Annotated in this window: 19 protein-coding genes; 7 read left to right on the forward strand and 12 right to left on the reverse strand. The window is 45.5% G+C overall.

Features of this window, described 5'->3' with window-relative positions; all coding sequences use genetic code 11:
* The first annotated feature begins 113 nt into the window (after positions 1-113).
* On the forward strand, positions 114-779 hold the full coding sequence (locus VEJY3_RS23695) for a DUF2057 domain-containing protein (RefSeq protein ID WP_014234969.1): 666 nt from the start codon (positions 114-116) through the stop codon (positions 777-779).
* A 92-nt stretch (positions 780-871) separates the two neighbouring features.
* Here the strand turns inward: VEJY3_RS23695 and VEJY3_RS23700 are convergent, their stop codons facing one another.
* Positions 872-1,636: a ferredoxin--NADP reductase gene (locus VEJY3_RS23700; protein WP_014234970.1), complete on the reverse strand. Its 765-nt coding sequence runs from the start codon at positions 1,634-1,636 to the stop codon at positions 872-874.
* Between the two features lie 206 nt (positions 1,637-1,842).
* Between VEJY3_RS23700 and VEJY3_RS23705 the strand changes: the two genes are divergently transcribed.
* Positions 1,843-2,295 (forward strand): thioesterase family protein, encoded by a 453-nt coding sequence (locus VEJY3_RS23705; protein ID WP_014234971.1) that lies wholly within the window; start codon positions 1,843-1,845, stop codon positions 2,293-2,295.
* 65 nt (positions 2,296-2,360) lie between these two features.
* On the opposite strand, the gene VEJY3_RS23710 is transcribed toward VEJY3_RS23705, so the two are convergent.
* The gene (locus VEJY3_RS23710; protein ID WP_014234972.1) at positions 2,361-2,579 is read right to left on the reverse strand and encodes a VF530 family DNA-binding protein; all 219 of its coding nucleotides are present in this window, start codon (positions 2,577-2,579) and stop codon (positions 2,361-2,363) included.
* A 154-nt stretch (positions 2,580-2,733) separates the two neighbouring features.
* On the reverse strand, positions 2,734-3,888 hold the full coding sequence (locus VEJY3_RS23715) for a D-alanyl-D-alanine carboxypeptidase family protein (protein ID WP_014234973.1): 1,155 nt from the start codon (positions 3,886-3,888) through the stop codon (positions 2,734-2,736).
* Positions 3,889-4,131: 243 nt separating this feature from the next.
* Here VEJY3_RS23715 and VEJY3_RS23720 point away from each other — a divergent pair, with 243 nt between their 5' ends.
* Positions 4,132-5,427 carry an alpha/beta fold hydrolase gene (locus tag VEJY3_RS23720; protein WP_014234974.1) on the forward strand — a complete coding sequence of 432 codons (1,296 nt, stop codon included), beginning with the start codon at positions 4,132-4,134 and terminating at the stop codon, positions 5,425-5,427.
* A gap of 82 nt (positions 5,428-5,509) precedes the next feature.
* Here the strand turns inward: VEJY3_RS23720 and VEJY3_RS23725 are convergent, their stop codons facing one another.
* On the reverse strand, positions 5,510-5,998 hold the full coding sequence (locus VEJY3_RS23725) for a GNAT family N-acetyltransferase (RefSeq protein WP_014234975.1): 489 nt from the start codon (positions 5,996-5,998) through the stop codon (positions 5,510-5,512).
* A gap of 364 nt (positions 5,999-6,362) precedes the next feature.
* Between VEJY3_RS23725 and VEJY3_RS23730 the strand changes: the two genes are divergently transcribed.
* Positions 6,363-7,343 carry a rhodanese-related sulfurtransferase gene (locus VEJY3_RS23730; RefSeq protein WP_014234976.1) on the forward strand — a complete coding sequence of 327 codons (981 nt, stop codon included), beginning with the start codon at positions 6,363-6,365 and terminating at the stop codon, positions 7,341-7,343.
* A gap of 76 nt (positions 7,344-7,419) precedes the next feature.
* On the opposite strand, the gene VEJY3_RS23735 is transcribed toward VEJY3_RS23730, so the two are convergent.
* Both VEJY3_RS23735 and VEJY3_RS23740 read right to left on the reverse strand, forming a co-directional pair.
* Positions 7,420-8,292 (reverse strand): patatin family protein, encoded by an 873-nt coding sequence (locus VEJY3_RS23735; RefSeq protein WP_014234977.1) that lies wholly within the window; start codon positions 8,290-8,292, stop codon positions 7,420-7,422.
* Positions 8,293-8,454: 162 nt separating this feature from the next.
* Positions 8,455-9,096: a MarC family protein gene (locus VEJY3_RS23740; RefSeq protein WP_014234978.1), complete on the reverse strand. Its 642-nt coding sequence runs from the start codon at positions 9,094-9,096 to the stop codon at positions 8,455-8,457.
* Between the two features lie 227 nt (positions 9,097-9,323).
* Here VEJY3_RS23740 and nfsA point away from each other — a divergent pair, with 227 nt between their 5' ends.
* From nfsA to VEJY3_RS23755, 3 genes are all read left to right on the forward strand, one after another.
* Positions 9,324-10,046: an oxygen-insensitive NADPH nitroreductase gene (gene nfsA, locus VEJY3_RS23745; RefSeq protein ID WP_014234979.1), complete on the forward strand. Its 723-nt coding sequence runs from the start codon at positions 9,324-9,326 to the stop codon at positions 10,044-10,046.
* 262 nt (positions 10,047-10,308) lie between these two features.
* On the forward strand, positions 10,309-11,577 hold the full coding sequence (locus tag VEJY3_RS23750; RefSeq protein WP_014234980.1) for a DUF1835 domain-containing protein: 1,269 nt from the start codon (positions 10,309-10,311) through the stop codon (positions 11,575-11,577).
* Positions 11,578-11,997: 420 nt separating this feature from the next.
* A complete protein-coding gene (locus VEJY3_RS23755) occupies positions 11,998-13,302 on the forward strand; it encodes a dicarboxylate/amino acid:cation symporter (protein ID WP_014234981.1) in 1,305 nt (434 codons plus the stop codon).
* Between the two features lie 94 nt (positions 13,303-13,396).
* On the opposite strand, the gene VEJY3_RS23760 is transcribed toward VEJY3_RS23755, so the two are convergent.
* The 6 genes from VEJY3_RS23760 to VEJY3_RS23785 form a co-directional block, all read right to left on the reverse strand.
* Positions 13,397-13,774 carry a YkvA family protein gene (locus VEJY3_RS23760; RefSeq protein ID WP_014234982.1) on the reverse strand — a complete coding sequence of 126 codons (378 nt, stop codon included), beginning with the start codon at positions 13,772-13,774 and terminating at the stop codon, positions 13,397-13,399.
* Positions 13,775-13,962: 188 nt separating this feature from the next.
* Complete coding sequence (locus VEJY3_RS23765; protein ID WP_014234983.1) at positions 13,963-16,026, reverse strand: alpha-amylase; 2,064 nt, start codon at positions 16,024-16,026, stop codon at positions 13,963-13,965.
* 161 nt (positions 16,027-16,187) lie between these two features.
* On the reverse strand, positions 16,188-16,865 hold the full coding sequence (gene mtgA / locus VEJY3_RS23770) for a monofunctional biosynthetic peptidoglycan transglycosylase (RefSeq protein WP_014234984.1): 678 nt from the start codon (positions 16,863-16,865) through the stop codon (positions 16,188-16,190).
* A 146-nt stretch (positions 16,866-17,011) separates the two neighbouring features.
* Complete coding sequence (gene glgB / locus VEJY3_RS23775; protein WP_014234985.1) at positions 17,012-19,216, reverse strand: 1,4-alpha-glucan branching protein GlgB; 2,205 nt, start codon at positions 19,214-19,216, stop codon at positions 17,012-17,014.
* 281 nt (positions 19,217-19,497) lie between these two features.
* Positions 19,498-21,678 carry a 4-alpha-glucanotransferase gene (gene malQ / locus VEJY3_RS23780; protein ID WP_014234986.1) on the reverse strand — a complete coding sequence of 727 codons (2,181 nt, stop codon included), beginning with the start codon at positions 21,676-21,678 and terminating at the stop codon, positions 19,498-19,500.
* A gap of 116 nt (positions 21,679-21,794) precedes the next feature.
* Positions 21,795-24,248: a glycogen/starch/alpha-glucan phosphorylase gene (locus VEJY3_RS23785; protein ID WP_014234987.1), complete on the reverse strand. Its 2,454-nt coding sequence runs from the start codon at positions 24,246-24,248 to the stop codon at positions 21,795-21,797.
* Positions 24,249-24,258 lie beyond the last annotated feature (10 nt).

The raw sequence follows: 24,258 nt of genomic DNA on the forward strand, positions 1-24,258 counted from the left end.
GAAAAATGAAACTAATGTTAAATTTTCAAACTAATGACACTTGATTGTTGCAATCAAACGCATAACGATGCACTCTCGATGCTCACTAATAAATAGTGCTTAGGATAAAAACAATGAAATTGATCAAGCCTTTAACTTGCGCGCTCGCTCTGGCAATGAGTAGCATGGCATTCGCTGACGTAACGGTTAGTGTTCCTGACGACGTTTCGGTACTCGCAGCAAACGGTGAAAAAGTGAAGCTGGATGGCGGCTTCTTTGCCTCAGAAAGAACACTAACGTTACCTGATGGCGTTAACCAGGTCGTATTCCGATTTACTCCGTTTTTCAACAAAGGCAATGACCGTGTCAGTGTTGAAAGCGACGTGATTGTCACCAGCTTTACGTCTTCAGATTCTAAACTGGCACTTCAACTTCCAGAGTACCGCAACTTGAATGATGCAGAAGACAATATCAAAGACTTAGACTGGAAACTGGTTGATGCATCTGGCAACGCGATTGCCGTTAAGCAAGACAAGCTTATCAAAGAAGGTATGCAGATTGGCCGTGACTATGTTCGTGAAGTAGAAGATTACAATCGAACTGGTGGCGTGGCAGCAATTGCTGTCGCAGGAGCGATGGTTCAGCCAATGACGTTACCCGCTGAAATCCCTGAAGATATGAAGCAAGCACGTGCGGCAGTAAAAGCAGATTCAACCGCAGAAGAAATGCTGCACTTCTGGTACCAAAAAGCGGATGCTGAAACCAAAGCTCGCTTTAAAGCGTACATCAACCAACAATAAGTTTGGTCTTTCTGAGTTTAAAAGCCACATTTAATGTGGCTTTTTTCGTACTGTAATAACCTCAACAACTGCTGAGCTTTAATGGTTCCGATTTACCAGTAACGCTCGTAAATGATGTTACCACCAGTATTGACTCGAAACTTCTCTAAACCGCGTTCTTGCAATACTGGCAATGTGTCTTTAATCATTGCTGGATTGCCACACAACATCACAAAACTACTGCAAGGTGAGAACTGCACATCCGCTCGATTAGACAGCTCTCCTGAGGCAATAAAGTCGGGAATACGGCCTTGTAACTTACCTTCCACTGCTTCTCGGCTAACAATAGGCACGTACTTTAATCGGCCTTCATAGCGCTGCTCTAAGTGCTCAATTAAGTACTTATACACCAGGTCTTTCTCATAGCGAACACCATGAACCAAAACAATCTTTTCGTTATGAGGAAGCAGGTTAATGTCATCTAACAATGACAAAAATGGCCCGATACCGGTACCAGTTGAAAGCAACCAAAGGTCATGTGCTTGTTTGGGAATCGAATCATGGATCAAATCTCCGTGTGCCGTTTCACCAACATAGATACTGTCACCAGTCTTTAACTTTTGCAGTTTTGGCGACAATTGTCCCTGAGGGTCCGCAACAATCAAAAACTCCAGCCAGTCAAACTGTTCGCTCGGAGCATTCACCACGGAATAGGCACGGCTGATTGGGTTGCCATTCTCGTCTAACAACGCGAGTTTGGTAAATTGACCAGCTTTAAAGGAAAGTGGAGCGCCAGATACTCTTAAGCTGAACAGCTCGCCTGTCCAGTCTATTCGCTTCTCAACTCTGGCGAGATTGAAATTTTTCAGTTCTGCCATGAGACATCTCCCTTTTAGCCACTCTCAAATAAACTTACGCTTACAACGTTACTATGTAAAGATTAAACTTTACATAAACAACCAGTTTATTTCACACTTCAGGAACAATTTTATTACATTCTAAATAATTACATCTAGAATAAATACTCAGATTAATAAGTGGCTTCACAATTTGTGGCAACGTTGATGAAAAAGGAACAAAGAAAATGGACACACTACTAAAAGACTTCCCCGTCGTTACTGAGATCAGAGTAGCTTGGGGAGAAATGGATGCCTTGCAACACGTCAACAACGTCGTCTACTTTCGTTACTTCGAAACCGCACGTCTGGACTATTTTGAAGCGATTAATTTGCTCGTCGACCTGCAAACCTCGCAAATTAGCCCTGTTCTGAGTGAGACTCAGTGTCGTTATAAATTGCCAGTGACTTACCCGGACACGCTTCTGATTGGCGCTCGAGTGATCGACATGCAAGGCGATCGCATGACAATGGAATATCAGGTGTTTAGCAAAAAGTGGGGAAAAGTGGTCACCGTCGCGACGGCAACGGGTGTGATGTTTGATTTTAAAAATAACACTAAGACTGAGATTCCAGACAACGTCCGCAAGTCGATTCTGGAACTGGAAGCGACTGTGGGCAACACTCACCACCTGGAGTAATCATCGAGTTTAAATTCCCGGCGGCACACAATCGTGCTTTCGGGAATAATTGCTTTTTCGGCAGCTTAACAGAAAGTTTCGATGTACAGCGCTTCAACTTTATCTCGTGCCCATTGCGTCTTACGAAGAAACTTTAACGACGACTTAATAGACGGGTCTTTTTTAAAACAGTTAACACGAACACGTTCATACATACCATTCCACCCAAAGTGCTCAACCAAACGGGTGACGATTTTTTCTAAACTCAACCCGTGCAGAGGGTTATTCGGTTGTTCGTTGCTCATGATTTCAATCCAACAATTTATAGGGCGATTTGGCGGGCTAATCTAACTGAAACAAACCTGATTCCCAACTGTTATTTACATCAGAATAAAAACAGCCCGAAGGTAAACGGGCTGTTATTCGATTCATCGTTTAGTCAGTTAACCTGAGTCGGGGTTAAAAAAACGATTTCACCCATAAAACGATGCTGTCCCAGATTTGGCCAATCCATGACGCGGGTTCAACCGCTTGATTGCTGACCAGTGGGTAGCTGGCGACGGTTTCATCGTTATTTTTCCACACGACTTTACCAACCACTTCCCCTTGCTCAATCGGTGCCATTAAAGGTTCTTTCATTTCGACACTCTTATCTAAGCCAGCTGTCATACTACGAGGTAGGGTCAAATAGGCATCTTGCGGGAAGCTCGCTTCTATTTCACTCACCTTGCCTTTCCAGACCTTAACCTTTGATTCCACCTGTCCCTGTGTAGCCACCTTCTTAGTGTCATAAAAACGGAAACCATAGCTGAGCAAGTTTTTAGACTGACTGATGCGTGCTTGCGCGCTAGGTGTTCCCATCACGACAGAGATCAAACGCATTTTACCTTCAGTCGCTGAACTGACGAGACTATATCCCGCATTGCTGGTGTAACCTGTTTTGCCACCGTCCACTTTAATAGACTTATCCCACAACAACTTATTACGGTTGTATTGGGTAATATCGTTCCACTTAAACACCTTTTCGTTGTAGAGCGCATAAACATCAGGTACGTCATTGATGATCGATTTCATCAACGTCGCCATATCCAAAGGAGAAGTTTGGATGCCTTCACTATCCAGCCCATGAGAGTTCACAAAGTAAGTATCTTGAAGCCCGAGCTTTTCGGCCCAGCCATTCATCAACGCCACAAATCCATGTTCACTGCCTGCCACATGTTCCGCCAGAGCGACACATGCGTCATTTCCCGATTGGATAATGACACCGCGCATCAAGTTCGCAACGCTGATTTCATCTTTCGGTTTGATGAACATTTTGGAGGAACCGGGGAATTTTTCTGACCACGCATTTTCGCTGACAGTCACTAAATCATCCCAATTTAATCGACCTGCTTTGATTTCCTGACCCACGACATAAGCCGTCATGAGTTTGGTTAAACTGGCAGGGGCTAATCCGGCTCTCCCGTTCTGTTCTGCGATAATAGCTCCCGACTGAAAGTCCATTAACACGTACCCTTTTGCCTGTAACTCAGGTGGGCTTGGCGTGACCACCGCAAATGCGGGCACGCTAACTAAACAAGTCACGATAATCCATTGAGCCAGTGACACTTTCATTCAACATCCTCCACAATTCACACTCACTTTGTCGTCGCTCTAATGAGCATAGCTCATTCAACCAGTTGCACCAGTCGCTAATCGTTTCATTTTCTTGAACTTACGTTGATTTTACAAAAGAGATTAAACGGCTTAGATGTGACTTGCTCTACTTCGGATTCTTGGTTAAACCCTGATTTCGAAGTAAAGTAGCGAGCGTAAGGTCTACTAGATGCTGAACCCAACAAGGATATAAATAAAACAATGAATGCTCTATCATTTATCGACGCAGGATTGCACTACACTCCCCACACATTTAATGTCCCTTTGAATTACCAGGAAGAGAGCAAAGGCACTATTGAAGTCTTTGCCCGTTCGGTATGTTTAGTGGGAGACGAAGACTCAACCAAACCATGGCTTGTGTACTTTCAAGGTGGTCCTGGCTTCCCTTCTCCACGTCAAAATGGCCATAACGGCTGGATAAAACGAGCACTTCAAGAGTACCGAGTATTACTGCTCGACCAGCGCGGCACCGGAAACAGTTCGGTGATCAACCACCAAACGCTGGCGCACCTAACGCCACACCAGCAGGCAGAATACCTGAGCCATTTCCGAGCAGACAATATTGTTCGCGATGCTGAATTTATACGTCAGCAATTTGGTGTAGAAAAGTGGGCGATTTTAGGCCAAAGCTTCGGTGGTTTTTGCTCTCTGACGTATTTGTCGTTGTTCCCAGAAAGCCTGACCCGAAGCTACATTACTGGTGGCGTGCCGTCTGTTTCACGTCATCCCGACGATGTGTATAAAGCAACGTTTAAACGTACAATGGATAAGAATCAGGCGTTCTTCCAGCAATTTCCTAAAGCGCAGCAACTTTGCCAGACCATTGCTGATCACCTGTTAGAAAATGAAGAGTTTCTGCCAAACGGGCAACGCTTTACCGTTGAGCAATTCCAACAGATTGGGATTAATTTTGGGGTCAGCGATACCTTCTTGCCAACGTATTACTGGCTGGAAAGCGCACTCATAGAAGTAAACGGAAAAACGCAGCTTCGTTACGAGTTTTTAAGTGACATGCTGGCTCAGCAAAACTTCCAAACCAACCCTATTTACGCCATTTTGCACGAGTCTATATACTGCCAGGGCTTTGCTTCCAATTGGAGTGCACACCGAGTACGTCAGTCAAACCCGGCGTTTAACTATGAAAAAGGCCAACCTTTCTACTTTACCGGGGAAATGGTTTTCCCATGGATGTTTGACCAATACACCAACCTAAAGCCACTGAAAGAAGCTGCTGAAATACTGGCAAGCAAAGAGGACTGGTCACCCCTTTATGACCAAAACCAACTGGCGTTGAACAAAGTTCCGGTAAGCTGTGCGGTTTACGCCGACGATATGTTTGTGGAAATGGACATCAGCCGAGAAACATTAGCGTCCATGCCGAACTCAAAAGCGTGGATCACCAACGAATATGAACACAATGGTCTGCGTGCTGACGGCGAACGCATTCTGGATACCTTAATTGCGATGGGTAACCAGACTGCGGCGACTTTGGTTTAATAAGACACCCGTTTTGCATACCGACGCCTTTTCACCATGAAAAGGCGTTTTGCTATCCAATACCGAGCATCACGCAAGTCGATTAATCTTTGATCCTTTTTATCATGGACTTAGTGATCACTCGATAGCCCATCTTGTGATAAAAATCTTCGCCTTCGTGGTTAAAAGAACCAACGGACAATCCGATTTCCTCTGCGCCCAAGCTGCAAAGCGCACTTTCAATTCTATCCATTAACGACAAGCCTATTCCCAAGTTTCGATGGCTTTCCGCAACAACGAGTTCATTGATAAAGCCAACGTATTTCTCTGGTGAAATGATGGAGTTAACTTCACCGGTGGTTCCCGAAATAAACCCCACAATGTTTCGATTTGAACAAGCTACAAATGCAGTGATACTGCCATCGAAGTATTTTTCAAAGATATTACGGCTATCCCTAATCTCAGCCATTTCTTGTGGTGAACGATAAAAGTCTGGCTCAGCTTGATAGTGAGAAGTATCGAGCTCAACTAAAAGAAGTTTGAGAAGCGGTATATCCTCTTCTCTGAGTCGCCTGATATGAAACTGCTGCATGTCTTACTAACCATTCCGTTGAATTAATTTTTGTTTTTTTATCTTGCTGTACTGTGCTGAGTGCATTTACGAGTAACGAGCACTCAACCAATTAACCGTACAAATTTCACACAAACCTGTCGAGGTTAACCTCGTCAATTAACTTAGATTTTTGTTGATAATTTGAAGACCTACAAGGTTTGCGGGGAAGCAGCTATCCATTCTGCATCCTCATTTTGTCACTAACCAATCAACATGCATGTTTCCTGTCCGACGGGTTTACCTGTATACCTGACCGTTTTAGTCGGGTATACTCCGGGCCGTTATAATTTAATGGTCGTCGACCACTTGTTTTATTAAAGCCTGTTTTTTTAAAGGAAATCTCATGAGTCAGTATGTTGTCTGTGCGCTGTACAAGTTTGTGGAACTAGGTAACTATCAAGAGCTACGCGAACCATTGCTTGCACTGATGGAAAAGAACCAGATTCGTGGCACCCTTCTGCTGGCAAGTGAAGGTATCAACGGTACCGTTGCTGCGGACCGCGCGGGTATTGATACCCTGCTTGAATGGCTAAATGCAGAGCCACGTCTTGCGGGCACTGTTTATAAAGAGTCGCTTGCTGAGACACAGCCTTTTAACCGCACTAAAGTAAAACTCAAGAAAGAGATCGTAACTTTAGGTGTTGAAGGTATCGATCCTCGTCATGTGGTTGGCACTTATGTGAAACCAAAAGACTGGAACGATCTTATTGCGGATCCAGAAGTGTTTGTTGTCGATACACGTAATGATTACGAAATCGAAATCGGTACTTTTAAAGGTGCGGTAAACCCGAACACTGAAACTTTCCGTGAATTTCCAGACTACGTGAAAGAAAATATGGACCCGGCCAAGCATAAGAAAGTGGCAATGTTCTGTACTGGTGGTATCCGTTGTGAGAAATCGACCGCTTACATGAAAGAGCAAGGCTTTGACGAAGTTTATCACCTTGAAGGCGGCATCCTAAAATATCTGGAAGAAGTGCCACAAGAAGAGAGCATGTGGGAAGGTGATTGCTACGTATTCGATGGTCGTGTTGCTGTAAACCACCAGCTAGAGAAAGCGGACTACGACTTATGTAACGCTTGTCGTTTGCCAATCACAGAAGAAGACAAACAGTCAGACCTTTACGAGCAAGGTGTAAGCTGCCCTAAATGTCACGGTACGCATTCAGAAGAGCAGATTGCTCGATTCCGCGAACGTGAAAAGCAGATTTCTTTAGCGGATCAACGTGGTGAACAACACGTTGGCGGTGAAAGCGCGAAGCAACGTGAAGAGCGACGTGCGGCTAAGATTGCTCAAAAAGAAGCACAGCGTAAACAAGCCTAACGCTTATTGGCGAACCATATACCATGGTTCGCCAATTTACATATTTACGAGTGACGAAAGGTTAAGCGTCGCTGCGCTAAATACAGAAGTGACAGTTCTCTCGATCCAGGCCATGAGCACCAGCAAGATTTTTCAGGTGCGCTCTGCCCTCTGCAAGCCCCATCTCATAACCTTCAAGCAACACAGACTGACGCATTGATAAACGCTGTACATGAAAATTATCAGGCGGAGCAATAACGCGGATACGCGCGTCTTCCGGCGGGTTACGAATAAACGCCAACGATTCGTTATAGTTCTCTGTTCGGTGCAACATTGCTTCGACCATTTTAGGATGCTCGGCAAATAGCTTCTTAGTGAGCCAGGTTGTTTTGGCTGGCTTCTTCGAGTAATTCAGCGGGTGGGATAACACCACAGTAATGTCTCTCGCGCCTCTTCGGTAAGCTTCGCGAACCGGAATTGAATCCGCCACGCCTCCGTCGGTGTAACAGCCACCAGAAAAGCAAGGGGTATGTTTGTATGCGATAGGCAAAGCAGTCGTCGCTTCTAGCGCGTGATGGAAGTTATCACGATTGACTCGATAATAGTCTGCCTTACCTGTATCAACATTGGTTGTGGTCGCAAAAAATGGAATACCATCAAACAACTTCTTTTCATCAACTGGATATAAACGGTTAGACTCTTCAAATAACCATTTAACGTCAATAAGGTCACCGCCCTTTATAAAGCGGGTTGGATCGAAGAAACGTTTACAGGTTGCAAGCTTGGTGATGATATTAATGCTGCGATGTGGGTAATCAGTTAAGTAACCAATCAGATTCGATGCACCTGCTGATACACCAATTGCAAAATCAAACGGCTTGTAATTTTGCTCCATGAACGCATCTAGCACGCCACTAGCGAAGACGCCTCGCATCGCACCACCTTCAACCACAATTGCTTTTTTTACCATGTTTCCTCCCCAATACTGTGTTTAAAAATAGTATTGAAAGTAAGGCAATAGAAACAATTGGTTATTCTTATTATTTAGATAGGTGATTCCTATACTCAAGTAAGATTTCGCTACAGAGTACAACCTGTGACCATGCCTACACCTTACATAAGCCTAGTAGGGTTAAGAGAAAACGTTCTTATACGCTTCTGCAGCCCCATCAATGAGCATTTGAGTGCCGATGACCGCCAATATCAGCCCCATCATTTTGGTCACAACATTGAGCGCACTAGGACCAACGGCTTTCACTAATCTATCGCCAAATAAAAACAAGATGTACGTGATAATACAGAGCACAGCAAAAGAAACGATGGTAATGATTGTTTGATCAAACCCACCAGCGGTCGCAAAGTTCATCGCCGTTGCGATAGTGCCAGGACCAGCCAATATTGGCATCGCGAGAGGGGAAACCGCGATACTTAACGCCGCTTGTTGCTGGGCAGGGGAGTAAGCCTTTTCTTTGGTCTTTTGATGGGTAGTATCACCTTGTAGCATGTTGTAACCAATCAAAAAGACCAGAATTCCGCCAGTAATACGCAGCGCATAAAGCGTAATCCCAAATAAATCGAAAATCAGTTTTCCCGCAATTGAAAACACCGCAACGATGATAAAAGCAATAAACACCGAACGCAGTGCTATGGAGCGAACCGTCTCTTTATCTTCATCCGCAGTTAAGCTCAAGAATATGGGAATATTCGCGATAGGGTTCATGATGGCGAAGAAACCCATAAATACCGTTACTGTGTGAACGATCAGTTCTTTCATCTTTTTACCGCATGTAATTCATTGATTTTAAGACAGTATATACCCATATCTTAAAGCGTGCCTGATAACTGGCTTTCTCTAGTAAAACTTATGGTTTAAGGCTCACTTTTTTCGTTTGAGCTTTTCTTTTGAGCTTTTTTCTTTGGAGAAAGTTTACCCAGCCATCAAATGCCGATAAGGTGAGTTCCACGAAATATGAAAACAATAACAAAGGATGTTAAAGCATCATGAACAGTACGATTGAAACTATAATGAGCCACCGCTCGATTAGAAAATTCAGCCCGCAACCAATAGATAAAGCTCAACTGGACACGATTATTCAAGCTGGCCTAGCCGCATCTTCTTCCAGTATGCTGCAAGTCGTTTCCATCATCCGAGTCACGGATCCAGAAAAACGCGCTCAATTAGCGCAATACGCAGGTAACCAAGCTTACGTTGCGAGTGCGGCGGAGTTTTTAGTGTTTTGCATTGATTATCAGCGTCACTCGGCTATTAACCCTCAAGTACAAGCAGACTTCACCGAGTTAACACTGATTGGTGCCGTTGATTCCGGCATCATGGCGCAAAACTGTCTGTTGGCAGCAGAATCGATGGGATTGGGTGGCGTATACATTGGTGGCTTGAGAAATAATGCCCAAGGTGTTGATGAGTTGCTCGGCCTCCCTGCCAATACTGCCATTTTGTTTGGTATGTGTCTTGGCCATCCAGAGCAAGACCCAGAAGTTAAACCTCGCTTACCAGCAAAAGTGATCGTGCACGAAAATCAGTACCAAGCTTTAAATATTGAAGACATAAAAGCTTACGACCAAACCATGCACGATTACTACGCCACTCGTTCAAGTAATCAAAAGCAAAGCACCTGGTCTGAGGAAGTGACAACGAAATTGGCTGGAGAGTCTCGCCCGCATATTCTGCCTTATTTACATGGCAAAGGATTAGCAAAGCGCTAAATTGTATTGAACGATAGCCCTGCCAGGTTAGGTGGGGCTTTGTTTTTATTAACTATTCCTTCTCTGAACCCTGATTTTCGGTTGCCAGTCATTCAGCCGTCGCCTATGATATACGAGCTCACGCCTAAAGCACCCAACACTCGCGGAAAGAACTCGGTTCACGGCAATTTGGCTTCCCTGCATTTCCAGCAGGTACAATCTGTTTTTACCTTCTTAAAGCTTCTGTTCAGGCGAGTGTGGAAGAGAATAAGAAAGGTGAAAAATGCAACCTCACAACAGCTTCTCAATTAATCTCAATCAGCAAAAAGTCATTGCTAAAAAGCGTTTAAAGGCAATTCGTCAACGTGACTTCAATACGCTGGATCTCGTTAAACAGTTTCACTCCCAACCCGACACTCTATCTTTTGAATCTATTCAGCTTGCTGATGTTCAACATGCTTTAGCAAGAGAGCTCGGCTTACCGAGTTGGAACAAACTAAAAGCTCACGTGGAACGTTTAGAATCGCATAAGAACGCTATCGCTAAACGAGAAAAAGCGTTAGACAGTGGCCTGAGTACGCTCCATGTTCGTTGTGGACATGATATTCAGGAAAAACTTAAAGAGAGCGGCTTTGAAGGCCAGTTTCTCCCAATGATTGATCCACTATGCATGGGCCCTATTCCTAAAGCTGAGCAATCATTTTTAGCCATACGCGCTCAGTTCGTTGTTGATACGATGCTGCCCGTTATGGGGCATAAAGAATCTGTTCAAAACATCGCTCAGCAAGAGCAGCGTAACGTAGAGACTCTGCTAGACGATAAGTTTGAGCGCATCGTATTTTGGGTGGAGCATGATAGCTATGATCAACTTATGTTGATCCGTTGCCTGACTTATCTTGAGAACGTAAAAGCTAAAGTCATTGAGATCATTGAATTGAACCAATTCCCCGGTACAGAACGTTTTATCGGTTTTGGACAATTACCCGCAGAGGCGATTCGTTCATGCTGGCATGATCGCAAGCCGATAAACGCAAGATTAATGAGCCAGGCCAGTCGGTGTTGGCAAGCTCTCACAGAAGAAACGCCAGATTCTATTGTCTCTCTATTAGAACAACATGAGTTGGATTGCTTGCCAAATATGAGTGCGGTTCTTATACGGCATTTGCGCGAGCTCCCCCATTCAATATCAGGGTTGAGCTTCACTCAGCGTCTCGCACTCGATGCACTAAAGGAACAAAACAACGCGATTTCAGTGAGTAAGTGGTTTCAGCTTTATCAGCAGAGCGAACCTTTGCCCTACCTGGGTGATGTGATGTTCTACGCACTGGTCCTTCCTTTAGCAACCAATGGGAAACCACTGATAACAGTAGACTCGTTAGAAAAAAACTGGTGGGAGCAACAAGTGTGTATAACCGAGCATGGAATACAGTGCTTAAACGGTAATGTTAAATTTGAGCAACAATATTGGGTTGGTGGAATTCCAAACAACAACAAAAGCCGTTGGGAGTGGGATCATCTACAGCTATCTAGCCTGTCCAATGTACAATGTTGATATGGAGCTGAATTTACCAACTTAGTAGCTAAAGATAACAGAGCGATGCGAATAGTGAGATAAATGTATTGCTCTAATTATCGACTACTAATGCGTATTATATAAACAAGTTTTAGTTGCATATTTAGTCCCACATTAATCAGAGGTGAATAATTACGAGTTCAATATGCAACCAAAACATAGAACACCAAAGTGTAACAATAGGTGAACATTAGTTTTATACTCGATAAAAGTGTTAAAAAACAGCCGTTACAACCAGCCTTAAAGTTAAATAACTGTTAAAATAATATTTTTTATGGTGACCGTGGTCACATCTACCGACCAAGATTAGGTTTTTTCTTTCGTGTTTTTTCACTCCGCTGCTAACCTGCACGCCACTTTGAAGTGAACTCAGAGTGCATAACTATAAGGAGTGTTCTCATGAATACCAAGAAACCGATGTCGCTTACCAGCCGTGTTATTTTCGGTATGGTGGCGGGTATCTTGACAGGATTTGCAATTCGCACACTTTTTGCCGACAACGGATTTGTCGACGCATACATTGTTAATGGACTATTTGAAGTTGGTGGGCAGATCTTTGTCGCCAGCTTGAAGATGCTAGTAGTACCTTTGGTATTTGTATCACTCGTTTGTGGTACTAGCTCTCTTAAAGACCTATCTACTTTAGGTCGCATGGGTGGTAAAACCCTCGCTTTATACATTGCAACAACGGCTGTCGCTATCACACTTGCTCTGACTATGGGCACCGTGTTCCAGCCAGGCGCTGGCGCTGATCTTACTGCGGTAAGCTCATTTAAGTCAGCAGAAGCACCGTCTTTGGGTCAGGTGATCATTGATATGTTCCCGACTAACCCAATCAGTGCAATGGCTGAAGGTAAAACACTTCAAGTTATCGTGTTTGCCGTTTTATTTGGTATTGCGATCAGTGCTGCTGGTAAACCAGGCGAGCGTATCGCTGCATTCTTCTCAGACTTGAATGAAGTGATCATGAAACTGGTTGCTATTTTGATGAACCTGGCACCATTTGGTGTGTTCTTCCTGATGGCGAAGCTGTTTACTGGTTTGGGCTTGGGTGCAATCCTAAACCTTGCCGAGTACTTTATCGTTCTAGCTGGCACACTGCTGCTACACGGTCTGGTAACGTACAGCCTAATGTTGAAAGGGTTTACTGGTCTTAGCCCAATTACCTTCCTGCGTAAAATGGAAGATGCTGTGATGTTTGCGTTCTCTACTGCATCATCAAACGCAACCATTCCGGTTACTATGGAAACAGCAAAACACCGCATGGGCGTAGAAAACCGTGTGTCTTCGTTCACTGTACCACTTGGTGCAACCGTGAACATGGACGGAACGGCGATCATGCAAGGTGTCGCTACCGCGTTTATCGCACAGGCATTCAACATTGATTTAACCATGGGTGACTACCTGATGGTTATCATGACGGCGACTCTGGCATCTATCGGTACTGCTGGTGTTCCTGGTGTTGGCCTTGTCATGCTAGCGATGGTACTAAACCAAGTAGGCTTGCCTCTGGAAGGTATCGCTCTGATTATGGGTGTTGACCGTCTACTGGATATGATTCGTACCGCAGTAAACATTACTGGTGATAGCGCAGTAACGGTTATTGTTGCTAAATCAGAAGGTGCATTGGATGAAGCTCGCTTCAACGATCCAATGGCCGGCGCAGCCGAAGAAGAAGTGCATCTTAAACGCGCTGACGCTTAAACCGTTTACGGTTATCCTGTCTAGAACAAAGCCCCGATGGAAACATCGGGGCTTTGTTTATTGAGAAAGATTGATTAAGCAATCTTAAAGACTTTTAGTCATTAGCCATTAAATTCAGTTTCGCTCTGGCTTGTTCTTCATGCTCTGGCGTAATAGCGTTGCCAACCGTGTTCGCAGCCAATGTAAGCGCTGCCATATCATCAGTGAATCCAACGCCAGCCAGCACATCGGGCACCATATCCGTTGGGAGAACGAAATACGCTAATGCCCCACCAAGAATCGCTTTATGGCGCACGGAGGTATTGGCGTCTGTCATCGCGAGCCAGGATTTAATTCCCATCACAGCAAGCTCTTCACCCGCTTTTCTTACCGAGTTTTTCATCTTGCGCCAAAACGTTTTCTCATCTGGCGCTTTTAGTGTTTCTTCAACGGCGTCATTAGGCGCCGACTTTAAAGACATGGCTGTAGTCATCGTTGCCTCCGATAGTTGTGACGATTGCAATAATAGTAATGATCAAATCTGAACGTAACATTAATGGGTGCTTCTTTGCTGAACTTAAAAATACGATGAATAAAAACAAAGCCCCCAAACCTAAGTCTGAGGGCTATGACTTTTAAAATCTGGATTAAAACCCAGAATGAGCTTTTTGAACTAGTGATTTACGGTTTCTCTCGGCCGACAAAAGCAACCACTACCTTGTCACCAGCAAGAGTACGAGAGAAGACGTACGCTCCTTCCTGAGCGATTACGTGATGCTTACCTGCTCCAATCGCAGGGTGTGCTTTTCGGAACTGCCCTAGAGTCTGCCAATGTTTCAGCAACGATTGTTTCTCGTCAGTAAGCTTCCAGACCATGTCAGAACGAGTCCCTTGGTGGAAGTCGTCTGCATATGGGCCAATGTTACGCCCCACTTCATCGCCATAGTAAACCTGAACAGCGCCTGGGCTTAACAACAGCGCATTCGCTGCGTTACGCTGCATGGCGTAGTCTTTAAAGCGTGAGAAGAATAGCTCGGTGTCGTGAGAGGACATATAGCTGACCGGGTTAAAGTCTTTCTCATTGGCGATGGTATCGGCATAGCTTTGGTAGGTTTCAGCCATTTGGCTAAAACAGGCTGCGCCTTTATCGAGTTTCTTCTGCATATCAAAGTTAATCAGCGCGTCGAAGCCATCGTCAAAGTAAGGGCTACGATATGCGGTGTGTCCCCAGACTTCGCCCATCATCCAAAACGGTTGACCGGATCTACCGTTTTCTTTACGCCACTGCTCTAAGCTTTGAGAGGCTTCTTGCTTCAAACGTTTCCACACGTCACCTTCGACGTGTTTTACGGTGTCGACGCGATATCCATCAATGCCAAAGCGCTTCACCCAATCCGTTTGCCATTCAATTAAATAATCCGACACGGTGAAATTGTCTCGCGCCTTAACACGCGTACCCGGATTGTCTAGCAGCCACTTAGGTGGTGTTACCGCTTTATCAGATTCGGTGACAAAGTCCGGCAACCCAGCGAGCGACATAGTGATATCGCTGCTGCCCGGCTCAGGATAGCCCGGTAAACCTGCTCTTACCCAATCACCACCCCACCAGTTAGCCCAGTTCGGACTTTGGTAATCAATATAATGGTGGTAGCTGTGCCAGTTTTCACCACTCTTTGGTTGCCAGTTCGCCCATTTCTCTGGCAAATCAGCGCCCGGTTTGAGCACTTCGATACCATCAAACTGTAAATCGGCAAGTGTGGAGTAACCGGTGTGGTTGATGACGGCATCCATCAGCACTTTTAACCCGCGTTTGTGCGCTTCTTCCACTAGCGTCTTTAAGTCAGCTTCACTGCCGAAGTTTTCGTCGATCTTAGTAAAATCACGCGTCCAGTAACCGTGATAAGCATAAAATGGGAACGAGCCACTGTCGCCACCGCCAACAAAACCGTGTACCTGCTCAACAATCGGCGATAACCAAATGGCATCTGTCCCCAAGCTTTTGATGTAGTCCAGCTTATCAATCACTCCTTTGAGGTCGCCACCATGGAAGGTGCCGATTTCTTCTTTCCCGTCTTTTTTACGCCCATAGCTAGCGTCATTGCTGCTATCTGCGTTGTTGAATCTATCAACCATCACAAAGTAGATATTGGCATTTCGGTAGTTAAACGGAATTGCTTGCTTGGTTTTCTTCATCGGCTCAAGAAGTACGATTCCACCTGACGCTTGGTCTGGCACCAAAGAGACTTGTTGATTTTTCACTTCGACTACCTGCCCTGAGTAAGCATCCCGCAATTTGGTTCCATCGGGGAAACTATCACCCAATGCAATGGACACTTCGCCACCTTGATAAACTTCACACTGGACTTTTGGGATCGGGCGTTTGAACTCGGTTTTCGCCGCTTTCTTTGGTTCTCGCTTAAACAGAAGTGTTTTTGCCTGCTCATCATAGGCAAACGAGTAGTCACCGGTAAAACGTATTTTCAGCGCAAGTTCTGTCGGCTCTCCACAGTTCAGTGAAATGGGTGTATTGAACTTTACGTTTTGTCCGTCGGGCGCGGTACAACTTCCATCAATACCGGTTATTTTTAGTGTGTAGCCATCTTTGGTAAGCGGCACGACTAAAGGTTGCTCGGCACTGAGTGGAAAATCGCGGCTGTTCGTTGTGGTAGATATGGTGATATTGGGTTCAGCAATAGCACTTGCCGAGGCGAGTAATAATGTCGTCGTGATCAGATTCAGTTTCATCGTTCTATCCATTGATTGCGTATGTAACCTACGCAAATTTATTAGTTTTATTCACACTAATAGTAAATGGATGAAAATTTGAGCACATCATTCTAATAGACTACGCCCTAAAGCTTGGATTAACTCACATTTTTGCTTTATCAGGGCGTAGTTTGAAATTTCTACAAATGAACGCTGCCTAGATTTCGCATTTGATTCATCGCCCATCTGGTGCGGCGCTGAGTATAGTCGCTTTGTGGGTAAACTTTTATACGATAAGGATTAGGCAACACCACGGCTAATTGCGCCGCTTGCCACTTCGACAATCTATCTGAGCTTACGCCAAAGTAGTTCTGAGCAGCCGCTTCTGTACCATAGATACCCGGACCAAACTCAACCACATTCAGGTAGACTTCCAGAATGCGCTCTTTGCTCCACATCGCTTCCATCAGCAGTGCAAAGTAAAGCTCATAGGCCTTACGCACATAAGAATGGGCAGGAAACAAAAACACATTCTTGGCGGTTTGTTGGGTAATCGTGCTTGCTCCGCGGGATGGGCCATTTTCGTCCGCATTCGCTATCACATTAAACAGAGACTCAAAATCGACGCCATAGTGCGTCGGGAATTTTTGGTCTTCTGTTGCAATCACAGCAAGCTGCATGTTTTTGGAGATTTGCGACAAAGGCACCCATTCATGCTGACTGTGATCAGGATAGTTTGTTGGAGGTGAGACAAGGCGACTGAGTTTCCAGCCCCAAATTGGAGGATCGATAAACTTTACCGCCCCGACCATAACAATAGGAGCAAGCAACAGTACCAACACGACTTTAATTAGAAATGACTTTAGCCTTTTGATCATTCTCAGTATCCCGACAACGCTCCGCTTTAAAAGCAAGCGAGCAAGATTGCCGTATTCTGCAAAGAACAACAAGTTTCTGAGGTTAAAGTTTGGTCAAAAAAAGCCCGATTTACATTGTAAAGCGGGCTTGATGTTTTCAGTGGCGCTTATTTAGCAAGCTTGTAGAACACCGTTGATAAAGGTGGGATGCGCAATCCAAGAGATTGTGGGAGCGACTCGCTTTCGATCGCTTCAGTTTCGACACTCTTGTGAACCTTGAAGCCACTGCCACCGTATTTGCTGTCATCGGTGTTAAGCAGAAGATCGTATCGGCCTTCATTCGGAACGCCTAAGCGGAACTTCTCATGTGGTACTGGCGTAAAGTTGGTGATAACCAAAATACGCTCACCGTCCTCACTAATACGCTCATGAGCCAGAATACTCGCATCGGCTTCATCTTGAAGACGCCATTCGAAACCAGCAGGAATACAATCCTGATCGTGCATAGCTGGTTCAGTTCGGTATAGATGGTTTAAGTCACGAGTCAGATCTTGAACCCCTTTGTGACGTTCAAACTCCAATAAGAACCACTGTAGTTGATCATCATGGTTCCATTCCGCTGTCTGACCTAATTCTGCGCCCATAAAGTTAAGCTTTTTACCTGGCTGACCGTACATATGGCCGTAGTAAGCACGCAAGTTAGCGGTTTGTTGCCACTCATCACCAGGCATTTTGTTGTGGATAGAGGCCTTGCCATACACCACTTCATCGTGCGACAACGACAATACATAGTTCTCACTGTGTGCATAAATAAGCGGGAACGTGATGGTATTGTGGTGGTATTTGCGATGAACCGGATCTTCTTTCATGTAAGAAAGACTGTCGTGCATCCAACCCATATTCCACTTGAATCCGAAGCCCAATCCGCCCATGAATGTTGGCGCAGACACACCTGGGAATGCCGTCGACTCTTCAGCAATCGTCATAGCATTCGGGAAGTGTTTGTACACCTCCTCGTTCATCCATTTTAGTGTCGCAATCGCTTCATAGTTTTCGTTGCCACCATCGACATTCGGAATCCACTGATCATGACTGCGTGAGTAGTCAAGGTAGATCATGGACGCAACAGCATCGACTCGAATACCATCGATATGGAATTGTTCGAACCAGTACAAGGCATTCGCGACTAGGAAGCGACGGACGTGCTCGCGGCCGACATCATAGATATACGAGTTCCAGTCTTGGTGCCAGCCGCGACGTGGGTCTGGATCGTGGAACAGAGGTGTGCCATCGAAGTTTTCCAGACCATGGTCATCGGATGGGAAGTGCGCTGGTACCCAATCGAGAACCACGCCAATACCCGCTTGGTGACAAGCATCAACAAAGTATTTGAAGTCATCTGGCGATCCATAACGACTGGTTGGAGCAAACAGCCCCACTGGCTGGTAACCCCAAGAACCGTAGAATGGATGTTCAGAAACTGGCATCAGTTCAACGTGGGTGTACTCCATGTCGACCAAATATGGCACTAAGTGTTCAGCCAGTTCACGGTAGTTAAGAAACTCACCCTGCTCATTGCGTTTCCAGGAGCCAGCGTGTAGCTCATAGAAAGACAACGCTTCACTGCGCTTTTCCGTTACTGGACGACTTTGCCATTGCGTATCCTGCCATTGGTAACGGTTGTGGTCGTAAGTGATGGATGCGAATGACGGGTACTGCTCTGAATAAAAGCCCCATGGGTCTTGCTTATGAGGCAACCCTTCTCCATGTGGACCTTTTAGTTCGTATTTGTATTGTACACCTTCTTCTAAGCCAGGAACGAACAAGCCCCAAATACCGTAATCGAGGCGTTGCATTGGCTGACGACGGCCATCCCACTGGTTAAATCCGCCGATCAAACTCACGGCTGACGCATGTGGTGCATAAACTAGGAAACGAACGCCAGAGATATGTTTACCTCCACGTTCTAGAGTGACAAAGTGCGAACCCATGTAGTGATACATGTCTTTCGGTGTGTGCAGGTGTTCGTACTCTTGGTAAATATTGTGGTATTGGTACGGGTCGTCAATGATTTGTTCAACGCCATTCCAATCTACAGCTAAGCGGTAATGTGTAAGGTGTAAATCGCGTTTTTCTTTGAGAATAAAACCGCTGTCACCTTCGCGTTCAAGGGCAACTCTTGGCTCCCCTTCAACCAATAATTCAACTTTATCTGCGCCTGGCATCCAGACTCTTAGGGAACCTTCACCATCATCAATAAATGGCCCCAGCGTCGCAAACGGATCCGAGTAAGAAGCCTGAGCTAGCAGTTCATAGGCACGTTCATACTTTTTCTTTGTTCTCTTTATTTTATTTGTTTTCGTGTTTTTCAAACCTTTCTCCCTAAAACCAATATCCACCTTAAACACACCGAGTTTAAGAAAATATTGGCTTGCACAGCCAACATTGTAAACTTACTAAAAAGCACTGCTTCGAACGTCAATGTTTGCAAGCAGCATCAAAAAACGAAAATGCCCGCTATTATTGCGGGCATAATAACAGTACTCCATCCTAACGGATTGTTTTTATAGAATGAGTGACGTAGATGGAAATTTCTTACCTAAGAGCAAACAAATTTATAATCAGCTCGCTTTCTCACTCATTCTATTCGTCCTTACTTGCTTGCCTGAGCGCGGACTTCCGTTAAACGTTTTGCAATTCGATTCACATCTTCACGACTGAAAATTTCATCAAGGTTCATCGACAGCTTACGACGCCAGTTTGGATACTCATCAACAGTACCAGGGATATTGACCGGTTGATCCATCTCTAGCCAGTCTTCCAGCTGAACACTAAGCAGTGCAGAATCACCTGCTGCAACATGCAGTTGAAGCGCTTCGCTTAAGTACGAATCCATAGGTACGAACTGCGCATCATGGCCAATGCCTTCAGGCAGATAACCATGCCAGCGAACGCTATCCAGAATACCTTGCTTGCACTTAAGACGATCAGCAAACAGACCTTCTAGTTGCTCTTCGTCTGGGTACAGACCAATCTCACGACCCATTTTCAAGTCATCACAGTGCCAGAAACCGCGTAGCGTTGGCATATCGTGCGTACACAGTGCCGCCATAGATTGCTCAGCATAATGCTTAGGAGAAATGAAGCCGCCGTCGTCTTTTGAGGTTTCAAAGAAAAACACTTTGTATGAGTGCACACCAGCATCGCGAAGAATATCTACGATTTCATCTGGCACCGTACCTAAGTCTTCACCAATAACTGAACATTGATGACGATGTGACTCAAGCGCTAAGATTGCCAGCATGTCTTCTACTGGGTAGTACAGGTAAGCCCCTTCTGTTGCCTTTTCGCCTTTTGGAATCCACCACAGACGCAGCAGACCGAGTACATGGTCAATACGTAGCGAACCACAATGCTTCATGTTGGCACGCAGCAGTTGGATGTAAGCGTCGTAACCCGTTGCTTCAAGCACTTGTGGGTTTAGTGGGGGCAGCCCCCAGTTTTGACCTAGTGGGCCCAGTACATCTGGTGGCGCACCAATACTTGCGTCCAGAACAAGGTTACCTTCGTCAGCCCAAGTTTCACTGCCAGAATCCGCTACGCCTACTGCAAGGTCACGGTACAGACCTACAGACATGCCTTTTTCTTCTGCAAGTGCTTGAGCTTCTTTGATTTGATCATCAGCGATCCACTGTAAGTACATGTACAGGTGAACGCGGTCTTTTTGATCTTTAATGTATTTCTGCGTTCCAGCCGACTCGAATGTACGGTATTTTTCAGGGAACGCTGGCCAACCCCACACGTTGGCATCTTCTGCGTGCAGATAGGCATGAAGTGCGTCAAAGGCAGCTTGATGTAACAAGCTGTCGCCGCCTTTCTCTACGAATTCTAAGAATGCACGTGCACGGTCTGTATTCTTGTCCAGATGACGCGCTTTGAACTCGCTAAACAGTAAAGGCAGTACGCTCATTTTAAGAGCTGAGACTTCGGTGTAATTAACCCAATGAGAATCACGAGCTTTTTGTAGACGCTGCTGGAATTCAGCACTGCCAACTTGTTGCTGCGCTTCTGCACTCAGAGCGAATTCCGGTACGGATACCACATCAATATACATGATGTTCAACCAGCGGCGAGAAGACGGGCTGTATGGGCTCGCACCTTCTGGGTTTGCCGGGAACAACGAGTGAATTGGGTTCAGGCCAATGAAGTCTCCGCCACGCGAAGCAATGTCACTAACCAGTTGCTTAAGGTCTCCGAAATCACCGATACCCCAGTTATGCTGAGTACGCAATGTGTAAAGCTGAATACTCGGGCCCCAAAGCTTTTTGTGTTCGTTAAGCGCATCTTGTTTGTAACAAGCTTTTGGAGTGATGATCAGCGACATTTCATAAGGCGTTTTACGACGCTTACGACTGATGATCAGTTTGTGATAACCCCATGCCAAGTTCTTTGGCAATGCAAACACTAGAGGGCCACCCTCAGCACGTTCATCACGAACAATTTGAGACTGAAGATAGCCTTCAAGTACCTCTCCTTGCTCTGTTTCTAAACGCCAGCTGAATTCACTCTCACGAGCACTCGTACCTAGGTTTAGTTCCACTTCGACAGGCTCGCCGTCGCGTAAAACAAGAACAGGGGCTAGTACGTCTTTCTTATGCTTCTTCTCAGCAGAAGCCAATAGTTTTTCATCGCTGCTAGTATCGTAGCCAAGTGAAGCGAGCAAACGGCGCAGAGTCTCATCAGACACTTTAGCCTCATCTCCCCATGCACTGACGTAACTGTCAGCCAATCTCGCCATTTCCGCGACTTTCTTTAATGCTGTTAGTTCTTTCATCGCTTTCTCCGAAGGTAATGCAAACACCTTCCATGTAGGGTTTTATTGTTATCAATAACTTATATTTGAAAATAACCAAAGGTAGCGCAGGGCTACCTTGGTTTTTACTTGTCTTATTAACGGTGAACCGGTTCTAGTTTCCAGATGTTGTTCACATAGTCTCGAATTGAGCGGTCTGACGTGAACTTGCCAACGAGGGCGGTATTAAGGATGGCTTTCTTAGCCCAACCAGCCTGGTCTTTGTATTGCTCGCCCATATCTTCATGCGCTTTCACGTAAGACGCGAAGTCTGCAAGACATAGGTACGGGTCACCGCCATCAAGCAGGCTGTCGTACGTTGCACGCAATAGACCCGGCTGACCTGGTGTGAATTCTTCACCGACAAGAAGATCCATTGACGCTTTTAGTAGATGGTCCGCATTGTAGTAATCAAACGGGTTGTAGCCTTGAGCTTTCAGCGCTTTCACACCTTCAACATCCAGACCGAAGATGTAGATGTTCTCGTCACCCACTTCTTCACGAATCTCAACGTTCGCACCATCCATTGTACCGATAGTAAGAGCACCGTTTAGCGCCATCTTCATGTTACCAGTACCTGACGCTTCTTTACCTGCTAGCGAGATTTGTTGTGATACGTCCGCCGCAGGAATGATGATTTCTGCCATGCTCACGCGGTAGTCAGGAATGAATACCACTTTAAGCTTGTTACCGATGCGAGGGTCGCTGTTGATCTTCTCTGCAATTTTGTTGATTGCGAAGATGATTTCTTTCGCTAGGTGGTAACCCGGTGCTGCTTTCGCTGCGAAGAATACAACACGTGGTACACAATCAAACCCAGGCTCGTTAAGGATGCGATGGTACAGAGACAACACGTGTAGCAAATCTAGGTGCTGACGCTTGTACTCGTGTAGACGCTTGATTTGAACATCGAAGATCGCATTGGTATCCAGCTCGATACCCATGTTTTCTTTCACCCAGTGAGCCAGGCGTTCTTTGTTCTCTTTCTTCACTGCCATGAATTCTTTTTGGAATTTCTCGTCAGTGGCGTATTTCGCGATGCCTTCTAACAACTCCAGTTTCGCTGGCCATTCGCCACCGATTTTGTCAGTAATTAACTGAGACAGACCTGGGTTACAGAACTTCAACCAACGACGAGGAGTAATACCGTTCGTTACATTGTGTAGACGAGTCGGGTACAGCTCATGGAACTCAGGGAACAGGTCTTTCTTAACCAATTCAGAGTGAAGTGCTGCTACACCATTAACCGCGTATGAACCAATTACACTCAGGTTAGCCATACGTACCATGCGGTGGAAACCGTCTTCGATGATCGAAAGTTTTTGCTGTTTCGCAACATCACCAGGCCACTTAGCACGAACTTCTTGCAGGAAGCGGTGGTTGATTTCGTAAATGATTTCCATGTGACGTGGAAGCAAGTGCTGAATTAGCGACTCTGGCCATGTCTCTAGTGCTTCTGGAAGTAATGTGTGGTTTGTGTACGCGAATGTGTGCGAACAGATTTCCCACGCCGCTTCCCAAGACAGACCTTTCTCATCAACAAGGATGCGCATTAACTCAGGAATAGCGATAGTTGGGTGCGTATCGTTAAGCTGGATAGTCTCTTGCTTTGGCAGTTCTTCTAGTGAGTAGCCTGCTGCTTCGTGGCGGCGAAGAATATCGCGTACTGACGCTGCAGAGTGGAAGTACTGTTGCATTAGACGAAGTGTTTTACCTTTCTCGTGGTTGTCATTCGGGTAAAGCACTTTAGTGATGTTGCCTGCGTCGATCAGCGCATGCTGAGCTTCGAAGTAGTTACCATTGTTAAAGCTAGCCAGTGAGAATGGAGCAATTGCCTGACATTCCCAAAGACGCAGTGGGTAAACCGTTTCTGATTCGTAGCCTACGATTGGTAGATCCCAAGGCATCGCTTTTACTGTCATGCCTGGAACCCATTTACGAATTTCTTTACCGTTCTCGTTGACCACTTCAACATGACCGTAGAAGCCGATTTCTTGAGCAAGCTCTGGACGAGCCACTTCCCAAGGGTAACCTTCTACGCCACACCATGCATCTGGCGCTTCTTGTTGACGGCCATCTTTGAAAGATTGCTTAAATAGACCGTATTCGTAGTGTAGGCCGTAACCCACTGTTGGGTATTCTTGCGCGGCACATGAATCCATGAAACAAGCTGCCAGACGGCCAAGACCGCCGTTACCCAATGAAGGATCGCGTTCTTCTTCAAGAAGGTCAGTTACGCTATGACCCAATTCAGCCATTGCTTCTGTTACTTGCTCGTACAGACCCATGCTGATTAAGTTATTGCCCGTTAAACGGCCAATTAGGAATTCTAGAGAAAGGTAGTTAACGCTCTTAGCACCTTTGATTCGAGGATCTTCTTCAGTAGCAAGCAAATCAAAAGTAGTGATCTCCGCTAGTGCACGACCCATTGCTAGGTACCATGCGCGGCTATCTGCGTTTTCAACAGTATGTGCGTAAGTTACTGATAGGTGTTTCTTTACGCTGTCTTGGAACGACTTTTTATCAAATTTTTTCTGTTGTGTAGGTTTCATTAAGAAATTC

The organism is Vibrio sp. EJY3 (assembly GCF_000241385.1).
In the GTDB taxonomy this organism is placed as follows: domain Bacteria; phylum Pseudomonadota; class Gammaproteobacteria; order Enterobacterales; family Vibrionaceae; genus Vibrio; species Vibrio natriegens.

Coding starts and splice junctions, on each gene's coding strand:
- VEJY3_RS23695 (WP_014234969.1), top strand. CDS start 114: ATGAAATTGATCAAGCCTTTAACTTGCGCGCTCGCTCTGGCAATGAGT.
- VEJY3_RS23700 (WP_014234970.1), bottom strand. CDS start 1,636: ATGGCAGAACTGAAAAATTTCAATCTCGCCAGAGTTGAGAAGCGAATA.
- VEJY3_RS23705 (WP_014234971.1), top strand. CDS start 1,843: ATGGACACACTACTAAAAGACTTCCCCGTCGTTACTGAGATCAGAGTA.
- VEJY3_RS23710 (WP_014234972.1), bottom strand. CDS start 2,579: ATGAGCAACGAACAACCGAATAACCCTCTGCACGGGTTGAGTTTAGAA.
- VEJY3_RS23715 (WP_014234973.1), bottom strand. CDS start 3,888: ATGAAAGTGTCACTGGCTCAATGGATTATCGTGACTTGTTTAGTTAGC.
- VEJY3_RS23720 (WP_014234974.1), top strand. CDS start 4,132: ATGAATGCTCTATCATTTATCGACGCAGGATTGCACTACACTCCCCAC.
- VEJY3_RS23725 (WP_014234975.1), bottom strand. CDS start 5,998: ATGCAGCAGTTTCATATCAGGCGACTCAGAGAAGAGGATATACCGCTT.
- VEJY3_RS23730 (WP_014234976.1), top strand. CDS start 6,363: ATGAGTCAGTATGTTGTCTGTGCGCTGTACAAGTTTGTGGAACTAGGT.
- VEJY3_RS23735 (WP_014234977.1), bottom strand. CDS start 8,292: ATGGTAAAAAAAGCAATTGTGGTTGAAGGTGGTGCGATGCGAGGCGTC.
- VEJY3_RS23740 (WP_014234978.1), bottom strand. CDS start 9,096: ATGAAAGAACTGATCGTTCACACAGTAACGGTATTTATGGGTTTCTTC.
- nfsA (WP_014234979.1), top strand. CDS start 9,324: ATGAACAGTACGATTGAAACTATAATGAGCCACCGCTCGATTAGAAAA.
- VEJY3_RS23750 (WP_014234980.1), top strand. CDS start 10,309: ATGCAACCTCACAACAGCTTCTCAATTAATCTCAATCAGCAAAAAGTC.
- VEJY3_RS23755 (WP_014234981.1), top strand. CDS start 11,998: ATGAATACCAAGAAACCGATGTCGCTTACCAGCCGTGTTATTTTCGGT.
- VEJY3_RS23760 (WP_014234982.1), bottom strand. CDS start 13,774: ATGACTACAGCCATGTCTTTAAAGTCGGCGCCTAATGACGCCGTTGAA.
- VEJY3_RS23765 (WP_014234983.1), bottom strand. CDS start 16,026: ATGAAACTGAATCTGATCACGACGACATTATTACTCGCCTCGGCAAGT.
- mtgA (WP_014234984.1), bottom strand. CDS start 16,865: ATGATCAAAAGGCTAAAGTCATTTCTAATTAAAGTCGTGTTGGTACTG.
- malQ (WP_014234986.1), bottom strand. CDS start 21,678: ATGAAAGAACTAACAGCATTAAAGAAAGTCGCGGAAATGGCGAGATTG.
- VEJY3_RS23785 (WP_014234987.1), bottom strand. CDS start 24,248: ATGAAACCTACACAACAGAAAAAATTTGATAAAAAGTCGTTCCAAGAC.